The 16,597-nt window shown below is 39.0% G+C and carries 17 protein-coding genes; 9 read left to right on the top strand and 8 right to left on the bottom strand.

Annotated features, from left to right (window positions below; translation table 11 throughout):
• Nucleotides 1-270: 270 nt before the first annotated feature.
• The 4 genes from E5A76_RS01220 (at nucleotide 271) to E5A76_RS01205 (ending at nucleotide 4,983) form a co-directional block, all read left to right on the top strand.
• Nucleotides 271-2,295 carry an exoribonuclease II gene (locus tag E5A76_RS01220; RefSeq protein WP_161117866.1) on the top strand — a complete coding sequence of 675 codons (2,025 nt, stop codon included), beginning with the start codon at nucleotides 271-273 and terminating at the stop codon, nucleotides 2,293-2,295.
• A 71-nt stretch (nucleotides 2,296-2,366) separates the two neighbouring features.
• A complete protein-coding gene (locus E5A76_RS01215; RefSeq protein ID WP_187695524.1) occupies nucleotides 2,367-2,948 on the top strand; it encodes a DUF1415 domain-containing protein in 582 nt (193 codons plus the stop codon).
• Nucleotides 2,949-3,094: 146 nt separating this feature from the next.
• On the top strand, nucleotides 3,095-4,336 hold the full coding sequence (locus E5A76_RS01210; protein ID WP_161117865.1) for a GGDEF domain-containing protein: 1,242 nt from the start codon (nucleotides 3,095-3,097) through the stop codon (nucleotides 4,334-4,336).
• A 461-nt stretch (nucleotides 4,337-4,797) separates the two neighbouring features.
• Nucleotides 4,798-4,983, top strand: a complete 186-nt coding sequence (locus E5A76_RS01205) for a hypothetical protein (protein WP_053989252.1) — start codon at nucleotides 4,798-4,800, stop codon at nucleotides 4,981-4,983.
• A gap of 57 nt (nucleotides 4,984-5,040) precedes the next feature.
• Here the strand turns inward: E5A76_RS01205 and E5A76_RS01200 are convergent, their stop codons facing one another.
• Complete coding sequence (locus E5A76_RS01200; protein ID WP_237458750.1) at nucleotides 5,041-5,328, bottom strand: PepSY domain-containing protein; 288 nt, start codon at nucleotides 5,326-5,328, stop codon at nucleotides 5,041-5,043.
• Between the two features lie 455 nt (nucleotides 5,329-5,783).
• On the opposite strand from E5A76_RS01200, the gene E5A76_RS01195 reads away from it, so the two are divergent.
• On the top strand, nucleotides 5,784-6,275 hold the full coding sequence (locus E5A76_RS01195; protein WP_053989254.1) for a hypothetical protein: 492 nt from the start codon (nucleotides 5,784-5,786) through the stop codon (nucleotides 6,273-6,275).
• 73 nt (nucleotides 6,276-6,348) lie between these two features.
• On the opposite strand, the gene E5A76_RS01190 is transcribed toward E5A76_RS01195, so the two are convergent.
• Nucleotides 6,349-8,088 carry an amidohydrolase gene (locus E5A76_RS01190; RefSeq protein WP_161117864.1) on the bottom strand — a complete coding sequence of 580 codons (1,740 nt, stop codon included), beginning with the start codon at nucleotides 8,086-8,088 and terminating at the stop codon, nucleotides 6,349-6,351.
• A 228-nt stretch (nucleotides 8,089-8,316) separates the two neighbouring features.
• Here E5A76_RS01190 and E5A76_RS01185 point away from each other — a divergent pair, with 228 nt between their 5' ends.
• The 3 genes from E5A76_RS01185 to E5A76_RS01175 all read left to right on the top strand — a co-directional run bounded on the left by E5A76_RS01185 (nucleotide 8,317) and on the right by E5A76_RS01175 (nucleotide 10,628).
• Nucleotides 8,317-8,640 carry a hypothetical protein gene (locus E5A76_RS01185; protein WP_107166218.1) on the top strand — a complete coding sequence of 108 codons (324 nt, stop codon included), beginning with the start codon at nucleotides 8,317-8,319 and terminating at the stop codon, nucleotides 8,638-8,640.
• Between the two features lie 153 nt (nucleotides 8,641-8,793).
• Nucleotides 8,794-9,495 (top strand): HAD family hydrolase, encoded by a 702-nt coding sequence (locus E5A76_RS01180; RefSeq protein WP_161117863.1) that lies wholly within the window; start codon nucleotides 8,794-8,796, stop codon nucleotides 9,493-9,495.
• 341 nt (nucleotides 9,496-9,836) lie between these two features.
• Nucleotides 9,837-10,628 carry a DUF2076 domain-containing protein gene (locus E5A76_RS01175; RefSeq protein WP_161117862.1) on the top strand — a complete coding sequence of 264 codons (792 nt, stop codon included), beginning with the start codon at nucleotides 9,837-9,839 and terminating at the stop codon, nucleotides 10,626-10,628.
• A 78-nt stretch (nucleotides 10,629-10,706) separates the two neighbouring features.
• Here the strand turns inward: E5A76_RS01175 and E5A76_RS01170 are convergent, their stop codons facing one another.
• Both E5A76_RS01170 and E5A76_RS01165 read right to left on the bottom strand, forming a co-directional pair.
• On the bottom strand, nucleotides 10,707-11,465 hold the full coding sequence (locus E5A76_RS01170; RefSeq protein ID WP_107166221.1) for a hypothetical protein: 759 nt from the start codon (nucleotides 11,463-11,465) through the stop codon (nucleotides 10,707-10,709).
• Between the two features lie 44 nt (nucleotides 11,466-11,509).
• Nucleotides 11,510-11,944 (bottom strand): septal ring lytic transglycosylase RlpA family protein, encoded by a 435-nt coding sequence (locus tag E5A76_RS01165; protein ID WP_161117861.1) that lies wholly within the window; start codon nucleotides 11,942-11,944, stop codon nucleotides 11,510-11,512.
• 221 nt (nucleotides 11,945-12,165) lie between these two features.
• Here E5A76_RS01165 and E5A76_RS01160 point away from each other — a divergent pair, with 221 nt between their 5' ends.
• Entirely contained in the window at nucleotides 12,166-12,417 is a 252-nt protein-coding gene (locus E5A76_RS01160; RefSeq protein ID WP_053989261.1) for a DUF2999 family protein, read from the top strand.
• A gap of 327 nt (nucleotides 12,418-12,744) precedes the next feature.
• Here the strand turns inward: E5A76_RS01160 and E5A76_RS01155 are convergent, their stop codons facing one another.
• The 4 genes from E5A76_RS01155 to E5A76_RS01140 form a co-directional block, all read right to left on the bottom strand.
• Nucleotides 12,745-13,776, bottom strand: coding sequence for a potassium channel protein (locus E5A76_RS01155; RefSeq protein ID WP_161117860.1), 1,032 nt, complete (start codon nucleotides 13,774-13,776; stop codon nucleotides 12,745-12,747).
• Nucleotides 13,777-13,917: 141 nt separating this feature from the next.
• A complete protein-coding gene (locus tag E5A76_RS01150; RefSeq protein ID WP_053989263.1) occupies nucleotides 13,918-14,136 on the bottom strand; it encodes a hypothetical protein in 219 nt (72 codons plus the stop codon).
• Nucleotides 14,137-14,276: 140 nt separating this feature from the next.
• A complete protein-coding gene (locus tag E5A76_RS20550) occupies nucleotides 14,277-15,596 on the bottom strand; it encodes a YfaP family protein (RefSeq protein WP_316247309.1) in 1,320 nt (439 codons plus the stop codon).
• The gene (locus E5A76_RS01140; protein WP_161117859.1) at nucleotides 15,589-16,167 is read right to left on the bottom strand and encodes a hypothetical protein; all 579 of its coding nucleotides are present in this window, start codon (nucleotides 16,165-16,167) and stop codon (nucleotides 15,589-15,591) included. The genes E5A76_RS20550 and E5A76_RS01140 overlap by 8 nt, the downstream gene beginning before the upstream one ends.
• Nucleotides 16,168-16,597 lie beyond the last annotated feature (430 nt).

The raw sequence follows: 16,597 nt of genomic DNA, 5'->3' as shown, positions 1-16,597 counted from the left end.
CTTTTCAAAACAGTCTTTCGACATACTAAATGCAGCAAAACATTCATCTATCATGATTATTAATCACAAAGCTTATTTTTTCATATTATTACATTTTCTCTTATATTATCGAATAACCATAAAACTCCCTTCACCATGATAATTTCATTCTTCTATTTGCTAATGGCTTATCCTGTTATCAAGGTTAACGTAAAATTTCATTAGCCAAATATTGGTTTTATCAACCCAAAAAAGTATAGTGTCAGCGTTACTAATCTGAGACCAGGCATAATGTTTCAAGATAATCCGCTGTTAGCACAGCTTAAAAAGCAAATTCAAGAAACACTTCCTAAAAAGGAAGGTAATATCAAAGCGACTGATCGTGGTTTTGGCTTTCTAGAAACTGATAATAAAGAAAGCTTTTTCGTTCCGCCTGCATACATGAAAAATGTCATGCACGGTGACCGTGTTATGGCAGTTATCCGAACAGAAAAAGAACGTGAAGTGGCTGAGCCACAAGAGTTGATTGAACAATCCATCACTCGTTTCATTGGTCGTGTAAAACTTATTCGTGATCGTCTGCACGTTGTGCCTGATCATCCTCAGTTAAAAGAAGCGATTAAAGCAAAAGCAGTTAAAGGACTAAATCCAGAGTCACTAAAAGAAGGTGACTGGGTTGTAGCTTACTTAACTCGCCACCCTCTTGTTGATAACAACAAGACTTTCTTCTGCGATATCAAAGAAAAAATCACCGATAGCAACGATAAGATTGCACCTTGGTGGGTAACGCTTGCACATCACAACCTTCCTAACGCAGAGCCAGCACCACAAGAAAGCTGGAATATGTTAGATGAAGGTCTTGAGCGTCAAGATCTCACTGATTTACCGTTTATCACTATTGATGGTGAATCAACCAAAGATATGGATGATGCAATTTATACCGTTGCTAACGATGACGGTAGCTTTGATATCACCATTGCGATTGCCGACCCAACCTCTTACATTGCTTTTGGCGATAAGATGGATGATGAAGCCCGTGAACGTGGTTTTACAATTTACTTACCTGGTCGCAATATCCCAATGCTACCCCGTGAACTTAGTGATGAGCTATGTTCACTAATCGAAAACGAACAGCGTCCAGCTATTTGTTGTCGTGTAACTGTCGATAAAGACGGCGTTATCCAAGATAACATCGAATTTTTCGCAGCATGGATCAAATCTCAAGGTCGTCTATCTTACGATAATGTGTCTGATTTCCTTGAAAACGGCAGCACTGAAAACTGGGCTCCGAACGACATCATTGAAGCACAAGTTCGTGCACTACATGCATTTGCTGATGCGCGTAGCAAGTGGCGTAAAGAAAATGCAGTTGTCTTCCCAGACCGTCCAGATTACCGCTTTGAACTAAGCGACGATAACGACGTTATTGCCATTCATACCGATGCACGTCGCACAGCAAACCGTATGATTGAAGAAGCCATGATCACAGCCAATATCTGTGCAGGTCGTGCGCTACAAGAGAAATTCGGCACAGGTGTGTTTAACGTTCATAGCGGTTTCAATCCAGAAAAACTGGATACTGCAATGGAATTCCTAACAGAGGCTCAAGCACCGTTCGAGAAAGAACAGCTACTTGAGCTAGAAGGATTCAGTGCTCTACGTCGCTGGTTAAATACCCTTGATACAACTTACCTAGATAACCGTCTACGTAAGTTCCAAGCTTACAGTGAAGTTGCCAATACGCCTGCTCCTCACTATGCGATGGGTCTAGATGTTTACGCAACTTGGACATCACCTATTCGTAAGTACGGCGATATGATCAACCATCGCCTATTAAAAGCATTAATCACAGGTAATGAGCCAAGCCAAAAACCTGATGATAATGTGGGTGATGAAATTGCACTACACCGTCGTCATCACCGTATGGCAGAGCGTGACGTGTCTGATTGGTTATACGTGCGTCTATTAAAAGATGCAGTGAAAAATGCAACAGTATTTAACGCTGAAGTATTTGATATTAACCGTGCAGGTATGCGTGTACGTCTACTTGAAAACGGCGCATCTGCGTTTATTCCAAGCCCATTAATCTTAGATAACAAAGAGCGTATCAGCTGTAGCGGTGAGCTTGGTATTATTACGATTGATGGTGTGAAAGAGTACCAACTAGGTGACACTTTCGATGTAACATTGGCTGAAATTCGCAGTGCAACTCGCCAGCTAATTGCAAAACCTGTAAAGCAATTCCCTGCACCAGAAGCGACAGAGAATACTGATGCATCTGTTACAGAAGAAAATAAAGAAGAAGTTAAAGCATAATCGTTATTAACCTCTCAAAAGGCCAGCCTTTGCTGGCCTTTTTTATAATAAAAATATTGGAAAGTCAGTCCATGAACTCAACAACAAAACAGAATACTCAACAGATCAACGAGATTGAAAAAGCCGTTGAACAATGGTTAAACGATGTAGTGATCGGTCTCAACCTCTGCCCTTTTGCCGCTAAACCGCAACGTAACAAGCAGATCAAAATATTTGTTAGTACCGATACAACTGAAAATGATTTACTAGAATCAATCTATCTCCAACTGAAAGAGCTGGATGAAACACCAGTTTCTGAATTAGAAACCACTTTAGTCGTTGCCCCTTACCTGTTTGAAAAATTTGATGATTACAATCAGTTCTTAGATCTTGTTGAAGGGCTCGTCGTTCAATTAGGTAAAAGTGGTGTCTATCAAATTGCTAGTTTCCACCCTAATTACTGCTTCTATGGTACTGAACCGGATGATGCAGAAAACCTCACTAACCGCTCTCCGTATCCTGTTTTTCACCTGATCCGTGAAGACAGTATGGAAAAAGTCTTAAAGCATTACCCAGATCCTGAAGCAATACCTGAACGTAATATTGAATGTGTTGAAAATTTAACCGAAGAGCAAATTAAAACACTGTTTCCTTATTTAAATAAAGATCAGTAACTTAAGTTATTGATGTGGTAGTCGATATAACTACAATAAGAGGTTGTAGCGGCTACTCATTCATGGAAGATAACAAATACGATAGATTTTCAGCTTATATTAGCTCACTGGTATTCGTATTTATTCTTAATTAAGGTTTTAGATTCATGCTCTTTTTTTCACACTTTCGTTCTGCTGGCATGCGGTTGCTGATCCCGCTGACGATTGCAACCTTAATGCTCATTGCTTTACCATTCTGTACTGCCACACTCGCAAACTATCAAAATTTGCTTGTTAATATCCCTTACATTCTATTTTCTGTTGTTATCTTTCTTAGCCAGCCATTTAATCAAGGTAGAACTGGTTTCGTCGCTCTTATCATGTTGGTGGCATACACCATCATCATCAACCAATTACAATCTCCTCTCACCAATGACGAAATTAAACTTGTTTTCAGCTTACTAGCAGGGTTACTACCGTTTAATCTTCTGCAAGTACATATCATGCCTGACAAACGCCTATTCTCTCGCTTTGGCGCATTATTCAGTTGTTTCTTATTACTACAAATAGGCTGGGCAGCTCTTGTTTACCATCATTTCAAGGGTTCAGATCTGAGTGCGTGGTGGGAGGTTTACTTATTTGCTTATCGCAATTTATCCCCGTTACCTTTGATCTTACTCGTTTTGAATTTAGCGCTAACATGTAGCAGCGCTTCTACGATCTTAAAGCGTAACCATAGTTCAGATCAGGCTGTATTTATCTGCTTACTGTTTAGTTTTCTCACTTTTACCTTCTTCCACTATCCCTTTATCTCCAGCGTTGCCTTTAGCATCGTTGCTCTATTGCTGTTAATTAACATTATTAGTTGTAGCCATGAACTAGCTTTTATTGATCAACTAACTGAAATTCCAGGACGTAGAGCACTTGATAATGAACTCAAACATCTAGGTAGAACATTTACCTTAGCGATGATCGATGTCGATCACTTTAAAAAGTTTAATGATAAATACGGCCACGAAACCGGTGATGATGTTCTAAAGCTTGTAGCCAGCCTTTTAAAAGAAATAGATGGTGGTGGTAAAGCATTCCGCTATGGTGGCGAAGAATTCACGATTTTATTTAAAGGTAAAACCATTGAACAATGTTTGCCTTTACTAGAAGAGTTACGAGAAAAAATTGCCAAATATAAAATGGTCATTCGTGATCAAGAGAATCGACCAAGTAGTGATCGTGCTGGCACGAAAGAACGTGGACAACGTAAAAAATCCAAATCAGTCAAGGTAACTGTCAGTATTGGGGTTGCTGAAAATTATATCGAGCATGAGCCAGAAAATGTCTTGAAGCTCGCTGATAATGCTTTATATGAAGCAAAAAATGCAGGACGAAACTGCGTCCAACAATCTTGTTAGTTGATAGATAAGAAAGCCCGAGAACTCGGGCTTGTTACTAATGCAAAGCGATAAACAGCTGCTTGTAACGAGAATAACAACGGTATTGATAATCAGCGGCCACACTTTTAGTCAATACCATAATAGGAGTGAAATGATTGAAATTTTAATTGGAACACTTAAAGACGTATCTTCTATTTTTTACTCATGTCTCTATCAAAAACATTAAAATCATCAACAAATCAAATATATCACATTATTTTTACATTACATTAAAAAATGCAAACATCAGAATAATATGTATTTATTCTGGAACTCACCCTCTTTTCAGAGCAACTTTTATCGCCATATTTATTACTTCACAGCACTAAAAACGCCTCATACCCAGATGAACATGCTGGTTTTAGTATAAAATTATAAAGTCAGCTGCTATGAGCAGCCATTCATCGTGGCATAAGTAATGATTTGATGGAGGACTGAAGATGAATAACCAAGATAGAATTGAAGATATCGAGCAAAAAATATCGATTGCCTATCAGGAAGGTCATTTCGAACAGGCCAGAGCCCTCGAAAAACAACTCAAAAAATTACGTGGGCACCATAATTTATATGATCAAAACGATCCTTATTCACTCGAAGGGCGTTTTTATTACGATGATCACGACTAAACACACTCTTTATTAATCAGGCGGTGCGATCTCATGATCTCGTCGCCGTTTTTATCGCTAATCTAATTGTTCTTGTACCACTTCACCAGTATACAAATCCAATTCAAGTTCAACGCGATGCCCGTCTTTATTTCTCGCATCAACAGCAATCTCATTGTATTCCCTCACAACTTTAATTTTACGAAAATCGTAATATCCTTCTTTTTCCAGAACTTTCATCGCCTTTGGAACACTTATCACTTCTGGTGCATCATCAATGGGATCAGCAAAAGCATGTGAAGCACAAAATACACTTGTTGCGCTACACAACAGTAAAATAGACTTCAATTTCATATTCTTCATCATTACATGAACCGCAGCATGAACGAATAAATCATGCTTGATAAATTACGTTTAACTAACTGATTTGCACTAGTTCTTGTTATTAGTCCCTAGTCCAAACACCATACTCAGAAGTAAATCCTACACTAACTTTACAGCGCTTCTTATCTCACTTAAGTGTAACTCATTAATCAATAATGAAATTCTCGATTAAGAGAATCGATACTAATGTAAAAAGTATACAATTACCGCATTTGATCAACGCTGTAGCTCAACCACATGCATTAGTGAGTAGATATAACATGAATCAACCAAGATGTAACAAAATAAAATATTGAATAGGTGAGATAAGTTAATACAAGTATCTAGCTTATTATTCAATTGTTAGCATTAGGAAAGATTTGCAAGTACAGGCTTGCCCCTTTGTCATACAAGGGGTATAAAATATGGCATATTTCATCGTTTAAAGAGCGTTATAAATGAAAAAGATTGTTTTAGCGGCAGCCATTGCATCATCATTACTTCTTGCAGGATGTAGCGATAAAGTAGACGAATCAACAATCAGTAATGTTGTTCAATCAAGCCAATACGAACAGCCTAATCTTGGTATAACTGCTGACACAACACCATTTGAAGTTAAAAACTTAAAGATCGACAAAGTATTACTTGATACAAAAACTGACTATAAAGCGAAAGTGACTTATGATCTTGTTGCAACCAAGAGCTTAGATGAATTTAAAGCGTCAATGCGCAAAGTTGCCGAGCAGCCAGCACAAGAAAACAATGCGGCAAACCAAACTAAAGATGATTTAGGTTCAGCACTTAACAGCTTGAAGAACAATCTATCAGCTGAAGTTATGGTTGTTGCTTACGGCGCAAAATACGGTAACTTCAAAGCAGGTCAAGTGGTTGATACGATCTCTGAAGACGTTTCTTTGAAAAAAGTAAACGATCAGTGGGTTAAAGACTAATCTCTTTTCCTACCTAAAGAAAAACGCCTATTCAGCATTGCTGCATAGGCGTTTTTAGTTTTATTGGCAGATATTACTTATCAATTGGGAATACTTTTCCTTCGAAAACCGTACCGTAAATTGGAATATCTTTTAGCTTCTTCAGATCTACCTTATACGGGTCTTGCTCTAAGATAGTAAAGTTAGCCACTTTACCTGTTTTAATACTACCTAGACGGTCTTCTTCGCCCCAAGAGTATGCAGCTTCAATCGTGATACCACGTAACGCTGCATCTCGTGATAACACCAAGTCAGGACGAACAACGGTTCCTTCATTGGTAATACGCGTTGCCGCACTCCATGCTAACAATAGAGGATCCGATGGTGCCATTGGTGCATCGGAGTGAAGAGATACAGAGATACCCTCTTTCTCAATGGTGCCTAAACGAACCATGGCATGTGCACGCTCTTTACCTAAACCAACCTCACCAAACTTTTCACTAAAGCCAGTTACGTAATATGGGTTAACACTGATTATCGCACCTAACTTCTTCAGCTTAGCCACTTGCTCATCAGTTGAGTTTGCAAAGTGAACAATAGTAAAACGGTGATCTTTACGTGGGTATTCAGCCTGACGTTTTTCTAGGATCTTAATCAGTTTTTCAACACCTTCATCACCATTCACATGTACTAAGATTTGATAATCATTATCCCAGAAAATCTTGGTGATAGTTTCCACATCTTCAGGTGTTTGAATCCACTCACCATGGTGACCATCGGTGTAGCCATCTTTCATTTTCATTAACTGAGAAATAATTGCACCATCAAACAGTAATTTGATTTGGTCATCAAAGTAACGCACTTTACCTTCTTCAGGTAAGGTCGTTGTGATCCGTTTAACTTCTTGTAATACGCCCTCTTTACCCTTAGCAATGAACGGTGTTTTACTTTCAGGAGTAAAGTAAGAATACATTGGCGTCGATTTATTACCTAAAATATCTAGATATGTATCAATCATATAGTCAGGAATAAATGCGCCAGGCTCGTTGTAAGCCGTTACACCTTTCTGATGCAACATGGTTACCATTTGCTTTAGGCCCGCTTCAAAACGTTCTTTATTTGCTAACTCAGGTGCTATGCGAGGTAATAAATAAATCAGTGCACCACCTTCATAGAAGTGACCTTGTTCAAGGTTTGCCTGATCCGCAACTTCTTTACCTAACTTATCAATATCAGCTTGATTTAGACCAAATTTTTTAATGAATGCCGAGTTAACATAAAACTCATGCGCTGAACGGTGCCACACACCAATAGGACGAGTGTCTGAAATTTTATCTAATTCTTGACGAGATAGCTTACCATGGAAAAAGTTATTAAAGCCCCATGTCCATAGCACTTCGTTAGGATCTTTCAGTGCTTTCTCTTGTGCTTTTAACGCTGCAATATAATCATCATGATTCGTAACAGCAGGCCACGTTTGATTAGGTAACTTCCACTCTTCCGGTGCAATAACAGGCATGTTTAATGTCAGTGCAGCAAGGAATGGATGTAAGTGTTGCTCAATAAAGCCCGGCATTAACACTTTATCGTCTAAATCTACTTTCTTAGAGTCAGGGTATTGTTTTAGTGCCTCTTTTTCAGAGCCTACATAAACAATTTTACCAAACTCACTAGTTACAACAGCTTCAGCACTCGGTTGTGCTTTTTCCATAGTAATGATTGGACCACCATAGAAAATCGTTGTTTTAGAGTCAGCATCAGATGATGCATATACCGCAGTAGAAGCCGCAGAAAGCAGTAACATGATTGATGATGTAAGCTTTGAATATTTCATAATACCTTTTCTATAGAAGAATAACCTTAAGCCCACTGTAGACTAGTAGCAGAAAAATTCTCTTTTTCGATTCAAATTAGCTAAGGTGATCACAATTTTACCTTTACCTGACAATAATTCATTTATATCAACCACTTATACCAATTAAGCAATTGATTATTTATATAGTGATCTTGAATTTTTTTCGGTAGAGTATACTTAACATCAATAATCAATGGAGTTGACGCGATGAGTATGACAAGTGTCACGATCACAATCCCCTCACACTTAGTTCCAGGAGGACTTCCGACTCCTGATTATAAAGAGTTCGGCTTTCATGGTTTTGAGCGTAGTTTCATTCATTCAAGTAAAAATAAAACAGTGACGTTAGCCTTCTTCGCACCAGCACCACACTGTAATGAAGATCATTTTGACAAAGAGTTAGAAAAATACTTTTGGTACTTTTCTAAAGGTACACCTTTTACGATGAAAAAAGAGTTTGATGATCAACCACCAGAGCATCATCAATGCAAATACCTCAACAATAAACTAATCCAAGAAAGCTTGTTTTAATCAGTAACTCAGCGAATCACCAGACTCATTTATCTCTACATATCGTCGTGATCATGAATTAGTAAAAAATACATGATTGCGACACTAAAATGTCATTTCCTCCTCCTACTCTCACTCTTCACCTCACTTACAAAGCCGATAAAGGAATTTAATTTGTCATTTAACCCTCAGCGTCACATTCACCCTTGTTTAGCTATTTTCGATCTTGATGAAACATTAATCGCTGCTGACTCTGCCAGTTTATGGATCGCTTACATGGTTAAACACAATCTGGCCAGTGCAGAGTTGCAACAGCAGGAAGAAGCAATGATGAAAGCTTATGCTCAAGGTAAATTGGACATGGCTGATTATATGCAAGCAACACTGGCACCGATGGTAGGAAAAACTCAGCAGGAAATTGAAAGCCTTGTGTCATCATTCATCGCATCAGAGATTGTTCCTGCTATTTACCCCGATGCTTTAGCCCGTATTGAATGGCACAAAAAGCGAGGAGACGTAATTCTGATCATTTCAGCCTCTGCTGAACATTTAGTGCAACCTATTGCTAAGTATTTAGGAGTAGAAAACAGTATTGCGATCAACCTAGAAACCATAAATGGTGTTTACACAGGGCAAACTCATGGCGTACTCAGCTTCCGCCAAGGAAAAATCGAGCGATTACAGTCATGGCTCAATAATCATCCAAATCAATTTAGAAGCAGTTATGGTTACAGTGATTCCATTAATGACCTACCACTATTACAACACGTGAACAAACCTTTTGCTGTAAACCCTGATCCTGCATTGGCATTACATGCTCAAATGAATGAGTGGACGATCATGGATTGGCGACATGATAATAATATTCTGCGGTAAATTTTGTTATTTATTAGAAAGTTAAAAACTAAAACATAAAATCGTATTATTACCGCGCTTGATAAAAATCATTACCGACCGCATTTACAGATAGTAACAATAATCACATTTAATTCTTGTAGCAGGTACTAGATGTGTTACAGATTTAGTAATACATTACCTGCGCAATCTATTTGAATTTAAGTCTTATATGGCATTATTCAGCTATTGTTCAAGAATATAATGAGAATAATGCAATATAGACTAACCTATACAGCAAGGTTGATGTGTTGTATTAATATAATTATCAACTAAGCAGTTAAAGCTCCCCCTGCACATAGGGTATTGAGAAGGTAAAAACCATGACTCCACAAGAAAAAGATCTTATTCAAAGCGTTGCTACTAAGCTCAAACAAAGCCCAGAAAGCAAAAAAGATGCAGATGCTGAAAAATTCATTGCAGATGAAATCGCATCACAACCTGATGCTATCTACAAATTAACTCAAGCTGTACTTGTGCAAGAAATGGCATTAAAACAGCTTAAAGAAAAGAACGATTACCTAGAAAAGAACGCTGAGTACTACAAAGAAGAGTCTAACCGTGGCTCATTAAGCCGCATGTTCGGTGGTTCTCGTCCTGCTCCGCAACCACCACAGCCACCAGTTCGTCAACCAAGTGCTTTTGGTGGTTTCATGCAAACAGCAGCGGGTGTAGCAGCAGGTATGGTTGCAGGTAGCGTGATCAGCAATATGCTATTTGATCACGATCAACCAGCAGAAACTGCAGCAGCTGATCCAGCGCCTGCCGCAGATCCTACAGCTGATGCAACACAAGACGCGACACCTGATACAGCGGCAGCAGATACATCAACAGATCAATCAGTACCAACTGATGATGTAGCAACCCCTGCGTTTGATGATCAAGGTAGCTTCCTTGATAACACAGCAAACAACTTCACTTCTGATTACACAGGTGGATTTGGTAACGCTGGTTTTGATGATAACCAAAGCGGTTTCGGTGATTCTGGCTTTGGCTCTGATGACAATGGTTTTGGCGACGATGATACCTACGCTAACAATGGCTTCGGTGGCGGTGACGATAGCTTCTTAGGTGGTGATGACAGTGGCTTCGGCGACTTTGATGACGACCTATAAAAAAGTCATAACACGATAACCAAAAAAGAGCGCTGATAGCGCTCTTTTTTATTACATATTCAAACCTACAGCAGTGGTTTATTCAATCGACGTTAATTCTGTTGCTTCCGAGTTCTCTGTTAGCTCTCGATAAGCTGTTCCTTCAATGGCTGCGATAATAAATGGGATCGCAATAACAATAAGACCCCAAATAAATACGTAAATAAACTTCAAACTCATGGCGAACTTAGGATTTGCAAATAACATGAAAATCGGTAAGCCAATAAACAGCATATAAAAGGCGACTGGTAACAAGCCTGCGATGACAAAAGCGTAGAGCTTTTTATTTTTCGTTATAGTCAGTGCGTCTTGAAATGAGGCTTTTTTCCCAGCAGCAATTGCCGGTAATACAAAAGATAAACGAGAAAAAATAACCCAACCCACAACACCAAGCACAAGAAACAACGTATATAAAATTCCGTTATTTACCCATTCATAATCAATCTGAAACAATGCCCAAATGGCATTCAATAATCCAAACATTAAAAACAAATAGGCACTATAACGACGTTGCTGAGCATCAAAGCTGATCCCTTGCCAACGAGAAAAACGCGTATCATCGCTACCATGGCTATCTAAGATCTGCTGAGTTCTCATACATATGATTGAAGAAACAAGAAATATCGCAATATTTAATACAAATACCAGCACCTCTTCATACAGTTCGCTACCAGCCATTGAAACCTTAAGTGAACGCAGGAAATACGTTACAACAAACGGGATCAATAAGGCTTTCACTAATCGCACTTTATTGGCGAAAACAGTTTGAACTGAATGATGCAGTGTTTCTAAAATCATTTTGTATCCTTTAAGTTATGGTGATGGCGGTAAACTAAAATGGCTTAATTTAGCGTCTCAACCTTCACTTTTAGTATTCCAGATGAAGTCTTACCTATCGCACTAAATGCAGAACGAGATAGATCGATAACACGCCCTTTTGAGTAAGGACCACGATCATTAATCGTCACGATCACACTCTTGTTATTGGCTAAATTAGTCACTTTTACGCGCGTACCAAATGGCAAGGTTCGGTGGGCTGCTGTACGTTTATTCTTGTCATAACGCTGCCCGCTGGCTGTTTTACGTCCTTGATATTTGTCCGCATAATATGAAGCCTTACCAACTTCACCACGCTGTTGCTTTACGCTCTGCGGCTTTATCAATACAGGACGAAGCTTATGTGAACTTGTGGTTTCCGTTTGTGCACAACTCACTACCGCCAACAAACAAGTACCAACTATGGCCCATCGCTGAAGTGTCAATTTAGGTGTGAACATTATTTATCCTTATGCAAAGCAATTAAACGCAATCATATAACCATTTGATTGCGAATATGTAAGCACAATGTAAAAGTTATAACCCACAATTATGTTTACTAGAAATTTAATTCATTAAATTCAAAGCTAAATTCATCGCGTCATTAAAGTTCTCAGTACACTCTCATGGTGCCAAATGCTAAACTAAACGCTTATTTTATTAAGTTGTGAAAGGTAATGTGATGAACCCAATTATTGCACTGTTGAAAGAGAACAATATCAGTGATGAGCAAATCAACGAGATCTTCCTAACGTTGACGCAAAATCCTCTTGCAGCAATGACAACAATTAGCCAGCTAGGCTTACCACAAGATAAGCTACAAGCATTAATGGCGCAGGTAATGCAGAACCCAATCCTTATCAAAGAAGCGGTTGAAGAATTAGGCTTAGATTTCGCTAAAGTAGAAGAAGCAAAAGCAAAACTGAACCAATAAGTTTTCCTCGCTTTGATACAATATGCCGTTATTAAATACAGTATTCTGTTTTTATAACGGCATTTTATTAGCTAAACGCTTACTATCCATTTCTCTTTTTCTATTACCACCACAGATAAAAAAAGCGCCTACCCCGAGGAGAGATAAGCGCTAATGCCATACATCTATAGTGGAAGTGCATTAAGACTAATGCAGCGACTATGCCAAATCAAAACAACAAAAAATAAACTTAATAAACAACACGTTATAAACCAGACATTAGTTATTTAATTATCTCATAGCTAGCAAAGCACCAAGAATAAGCTTACTTGCACAACAATAAGTCAACTAAACATCAGGCCATGTCATGTTATTTACACGTTCATCAGCGATATAAAACAACCGCGTCTCAGGTGTAATAGACAGTGATAACGGTGGATTAACCTGAATACCTTGTCCACTATCACACGCGATCAAAATCGCATCATGTCGATGTTTAAAATGCTCAAATAATGCAGAAAATGTCGTTGATTGTTGTGAGTGAGGATAATCAATTGCGTATTGCGTCATCCCCTTGTCGGTACTTAACAACTCTTGATGCAAAATACTTGATCCCGGATCTACTGCTGATTTTGCTAACATTTCAACGGCGACAGAAGGAATACATTCCGCATTCGGGCAGTGCAACTTTAATAACTGACTTAACCCGTCATCATCAAAATATGCCAGTAAATGGGCATTAGGGTTTTGTCCTGCAGCAAATAACGCAGCTGTGAGTGTTATATCATCATGTAATGCATCAACGATAATACAACTGGCTTTGGAAATACTGGCTCTCGCCATTTCTTCTACGTTGGTGTAGCTACTCACTCGAACAAATTCGATCTTATCAGGCATCGGGTTTTCAATGTCAGATCGCGAGCATAACACTATGGTGCGTCGCCCATGCTCTTCGTGAAGCAACATACGTAACATGCTTAAAGTTCTGTTTTCATTCCAGCCAAGCAATAAAATATGTTGCTCCATTTTGATACTCCTTTTACCCAATAATCTTCTTCGCCACACAGTGACAAATACAGTCGCAACTCTGCCAACCACAATGGCAAACAAGCCTAATCCACCGGGGATAATAAATAAGGCTGCGACCCACTTACCTAATGCCGATTCAGGGGAATGATCGCCATAGCCTACCGTGGAAGCCGTCACAACGATGTAATAGAAAAACGTCGACAGTGAGTCGCTTAATTGATGCTCGCCAGCAAGAAATAGTAATAACCAACTTAAGGCAATATATATTCCAGTCAGTACCACAATATTTTGCCCAGTTAAGCGTGAAAAATATTTAACTGTAAATCGTTGAAGAAATAACCATAGCCCCATACAACACCTAAGCATGACATTATGAGTTGTTTCTTTAAGCGTAGTGCTTTGAGGAAAAAACTTTTTTCATTAATAGGATTTTTTTGACTAAGACTTATGAAATGGACTAACAAGGATGGAGAAATAGAAACAATGAATAATTTATCGGCCACTAATACGTTTAGCGATCACCCATGCATCAAGATGGCTATGAACGATTTTATAATAAACTTCGACCACGACCACTAAACCAAAGGCTTTAGAGTTACTGGCTCCTGATATATCAATTACCTCGCCAACACGGGGAACCAGTGAGGAATCGACCTTCACAACAGTGCCTTGCTCTAACTCTGCTTTCACTTCAATATACAAATTACTCATCACATTCCTTCGCACTGATGACATAATTTAAGCTTAAGCTATTTTTCCTATTCACAGTCAAATAAGTCAATCAAATAACTGCTATTACAGTGTGTAATAACAGTAACTACGTCCTTGTAGTTACCACAACAGCCACAAAGCTAATTTAAATTAACCGAGTACTTACCCTGATCATCTTTAGAGACTGTCACATTAAACAGATCATAGGCAGGATCATCACCCGTTTCAGCACCTAACGTGACTTCTTTCGTTCCTAATACCCCATTTTGTGAAGAGTCAATTTGAACAGTGGCACGTCGTCCTTCCGCATCCGAGTAATTCGCCACTGAAACTTTATAAGTACCAACTTGCAGTTTATCGGACTCACATGATGCAAAGTAATGCTCAGGGCCATAAGATGTTGTGTTATCTACATCCAAATAACCTGAATCACCGTTTGAATCGGAATAATAAACATGTGAACCATTAGGCTCATAAACATGTAAATCCACATCACCTGTACCATCCCATGTTAGTTGAGCGGTAAAGAAACCTTGAGATGCGGTTGCCGTCGGTGCAACCAAGGTATTTAAAGCGTCGTTAATGTGTGTTTTCACCCGATTGGCTATATCTAATCCTTGGTTTATATAAATTTCAATCAAGCCATGACCAAGAATATCTTTCCCGCCATTAACCCCTGCAGGTCTAAATAAGTAACCGGGAATATCATCCGTATTTTCCACGACGTTACCCACCAAACGTAACCCATTAATCACCAAATCTAAATTTGCCAAGGTATGTGGACCATTAACTATGGGTGATGCTGGCGCAATATGAACGACTTTTACAGATTCGGCATCCACTTTCGTGGTGGTATAGCGATAAGCTTCATTCACGAATAAATTACCTTGTGAATGTGCCACGTAGAGTAATTTAAATCCTTTCAATACCCAGTTATCAATTTTGGCTTGATGCTCTTGGTAATTATTAATCGATGGTGGATCGCCTAAAAGGGATGAGAGTTTCTGAATTAGCTCGGCTTTATCTCGCTCAGCTATCGCATCTAAAATACCAGAAGCAGACGAAATGGTATTGGTGATATTTTGCCACCACGTCCCGCCACCACGTAATGCTTCAAAAAATAGCTCATAACGACCATTTAATAGCTGCTCTTGCTCCTGTAGACGCTGATCAAACGTCTCAGCAAAGTCTTCTAACCCATTGGTGTAGTTGTACATTACTTCGTAACGAATATCGTCACCTTGTTCTGACTTGTCACCGTGGATACGTTTTAATTCTTCTTTACCACGGTTTGCACCGCTTGGCGTTGTTTGCACCCCATTGAAAAACGCAATAACAACATCTGTGTTATGACAAATATTATTCTCATGGTTTTCATCAGCATAAACGGAAGCACTGAGTAAACAACCAGAAAGAAGAAGATAAGCGGTTGATTTAAAATAATGCATAAGACTATTCACAAGTATCTCCTTCTGGAATGGACCACGACGTTCCGTCTAAGGCTTTAGCAAAAGCGAGATAAGCGAGCAGTCTTTCCTTGGTATTCGTGGTTATCGCTTCTAACTCTTGGGACACTTGTGCTGGCTGTGGGGTATTGTTGCTGCCATCAAATTGCTGATAGATACAGTGATCAGCCTCTGATAGCTTTTTATTGGCACTCTTTACTGCCGCAGGATCGGTGGTATCCACCATTAAGGTTTCTTGAAATGCTTTTGCTGCTTGTGTAGCTGCGGCAACTTGCTGAGCACCGGAGTAATGATCAGCAATATACTGATCAATATCATCTCTAATACCATTAGAGTCCGCATCAGTACCTGTTAAGGTTGGCTCTCTTTCCAATTTCGGAATACTGCCAGACTCTTCTAATGCGGTTAATTGCTCAGATGGTGTTCCATCTTGTGGCACTGTTTGTTCATTAGGTGTTGTCGGATTATCCGCTGCAGGTGTATTGGTATCTCCGTCACCGCCCCCACCACCGCCACATGCAGACAATAGAAGAATGATGGGAATAATTAGCAACTTACTCTTCACGTTCGACTCCTTTTCTAGCACATGAAGCACTAAAGCTGACCATGATTGATGATCACCACAACACGCCACAGCATAGCTTCAACACTTCTACTTAATAATGACGACCCGCCCAAATGAATATAGAAAAAGAACAGAAAAGAAAATGCTTCATATATGCTACAAAACGCTAATACAAGGACAGAATATCGTTGATAAGATCAGGAGAAAGAAAAGTAAACGTCAACCAACCAATTTAATTTGTAAATGCGTTTTTAGCTGACTATGTTTGATGTGAGAGATGTCTAAAAACAGCTCATACGTACTAAGTGTTTCAATTCAACCAAACAGCTCAAGTTTTCCCCTTCTTGAGCTGTTTTCATTTATCTCATTCCTAACAAAACTAACCATTATCTAACGTAACTTAGTAATAAATATTGCTGATGTTTCATTT

This window comes from Photobacterium lucens (genome assembly GCF_009873615.1).
GTDB lineage: Bacteria > Pseudomonadota > Gammaproteobacteria > Enterobacterales > Vibrionaceae > Photobacterium > Photobacterium lucens.
The sequence above is the reverse complement of the archived record's forward strand: the minus strand, read 5'-3'. Positions and strand labels throughout refer to the sequence as shown.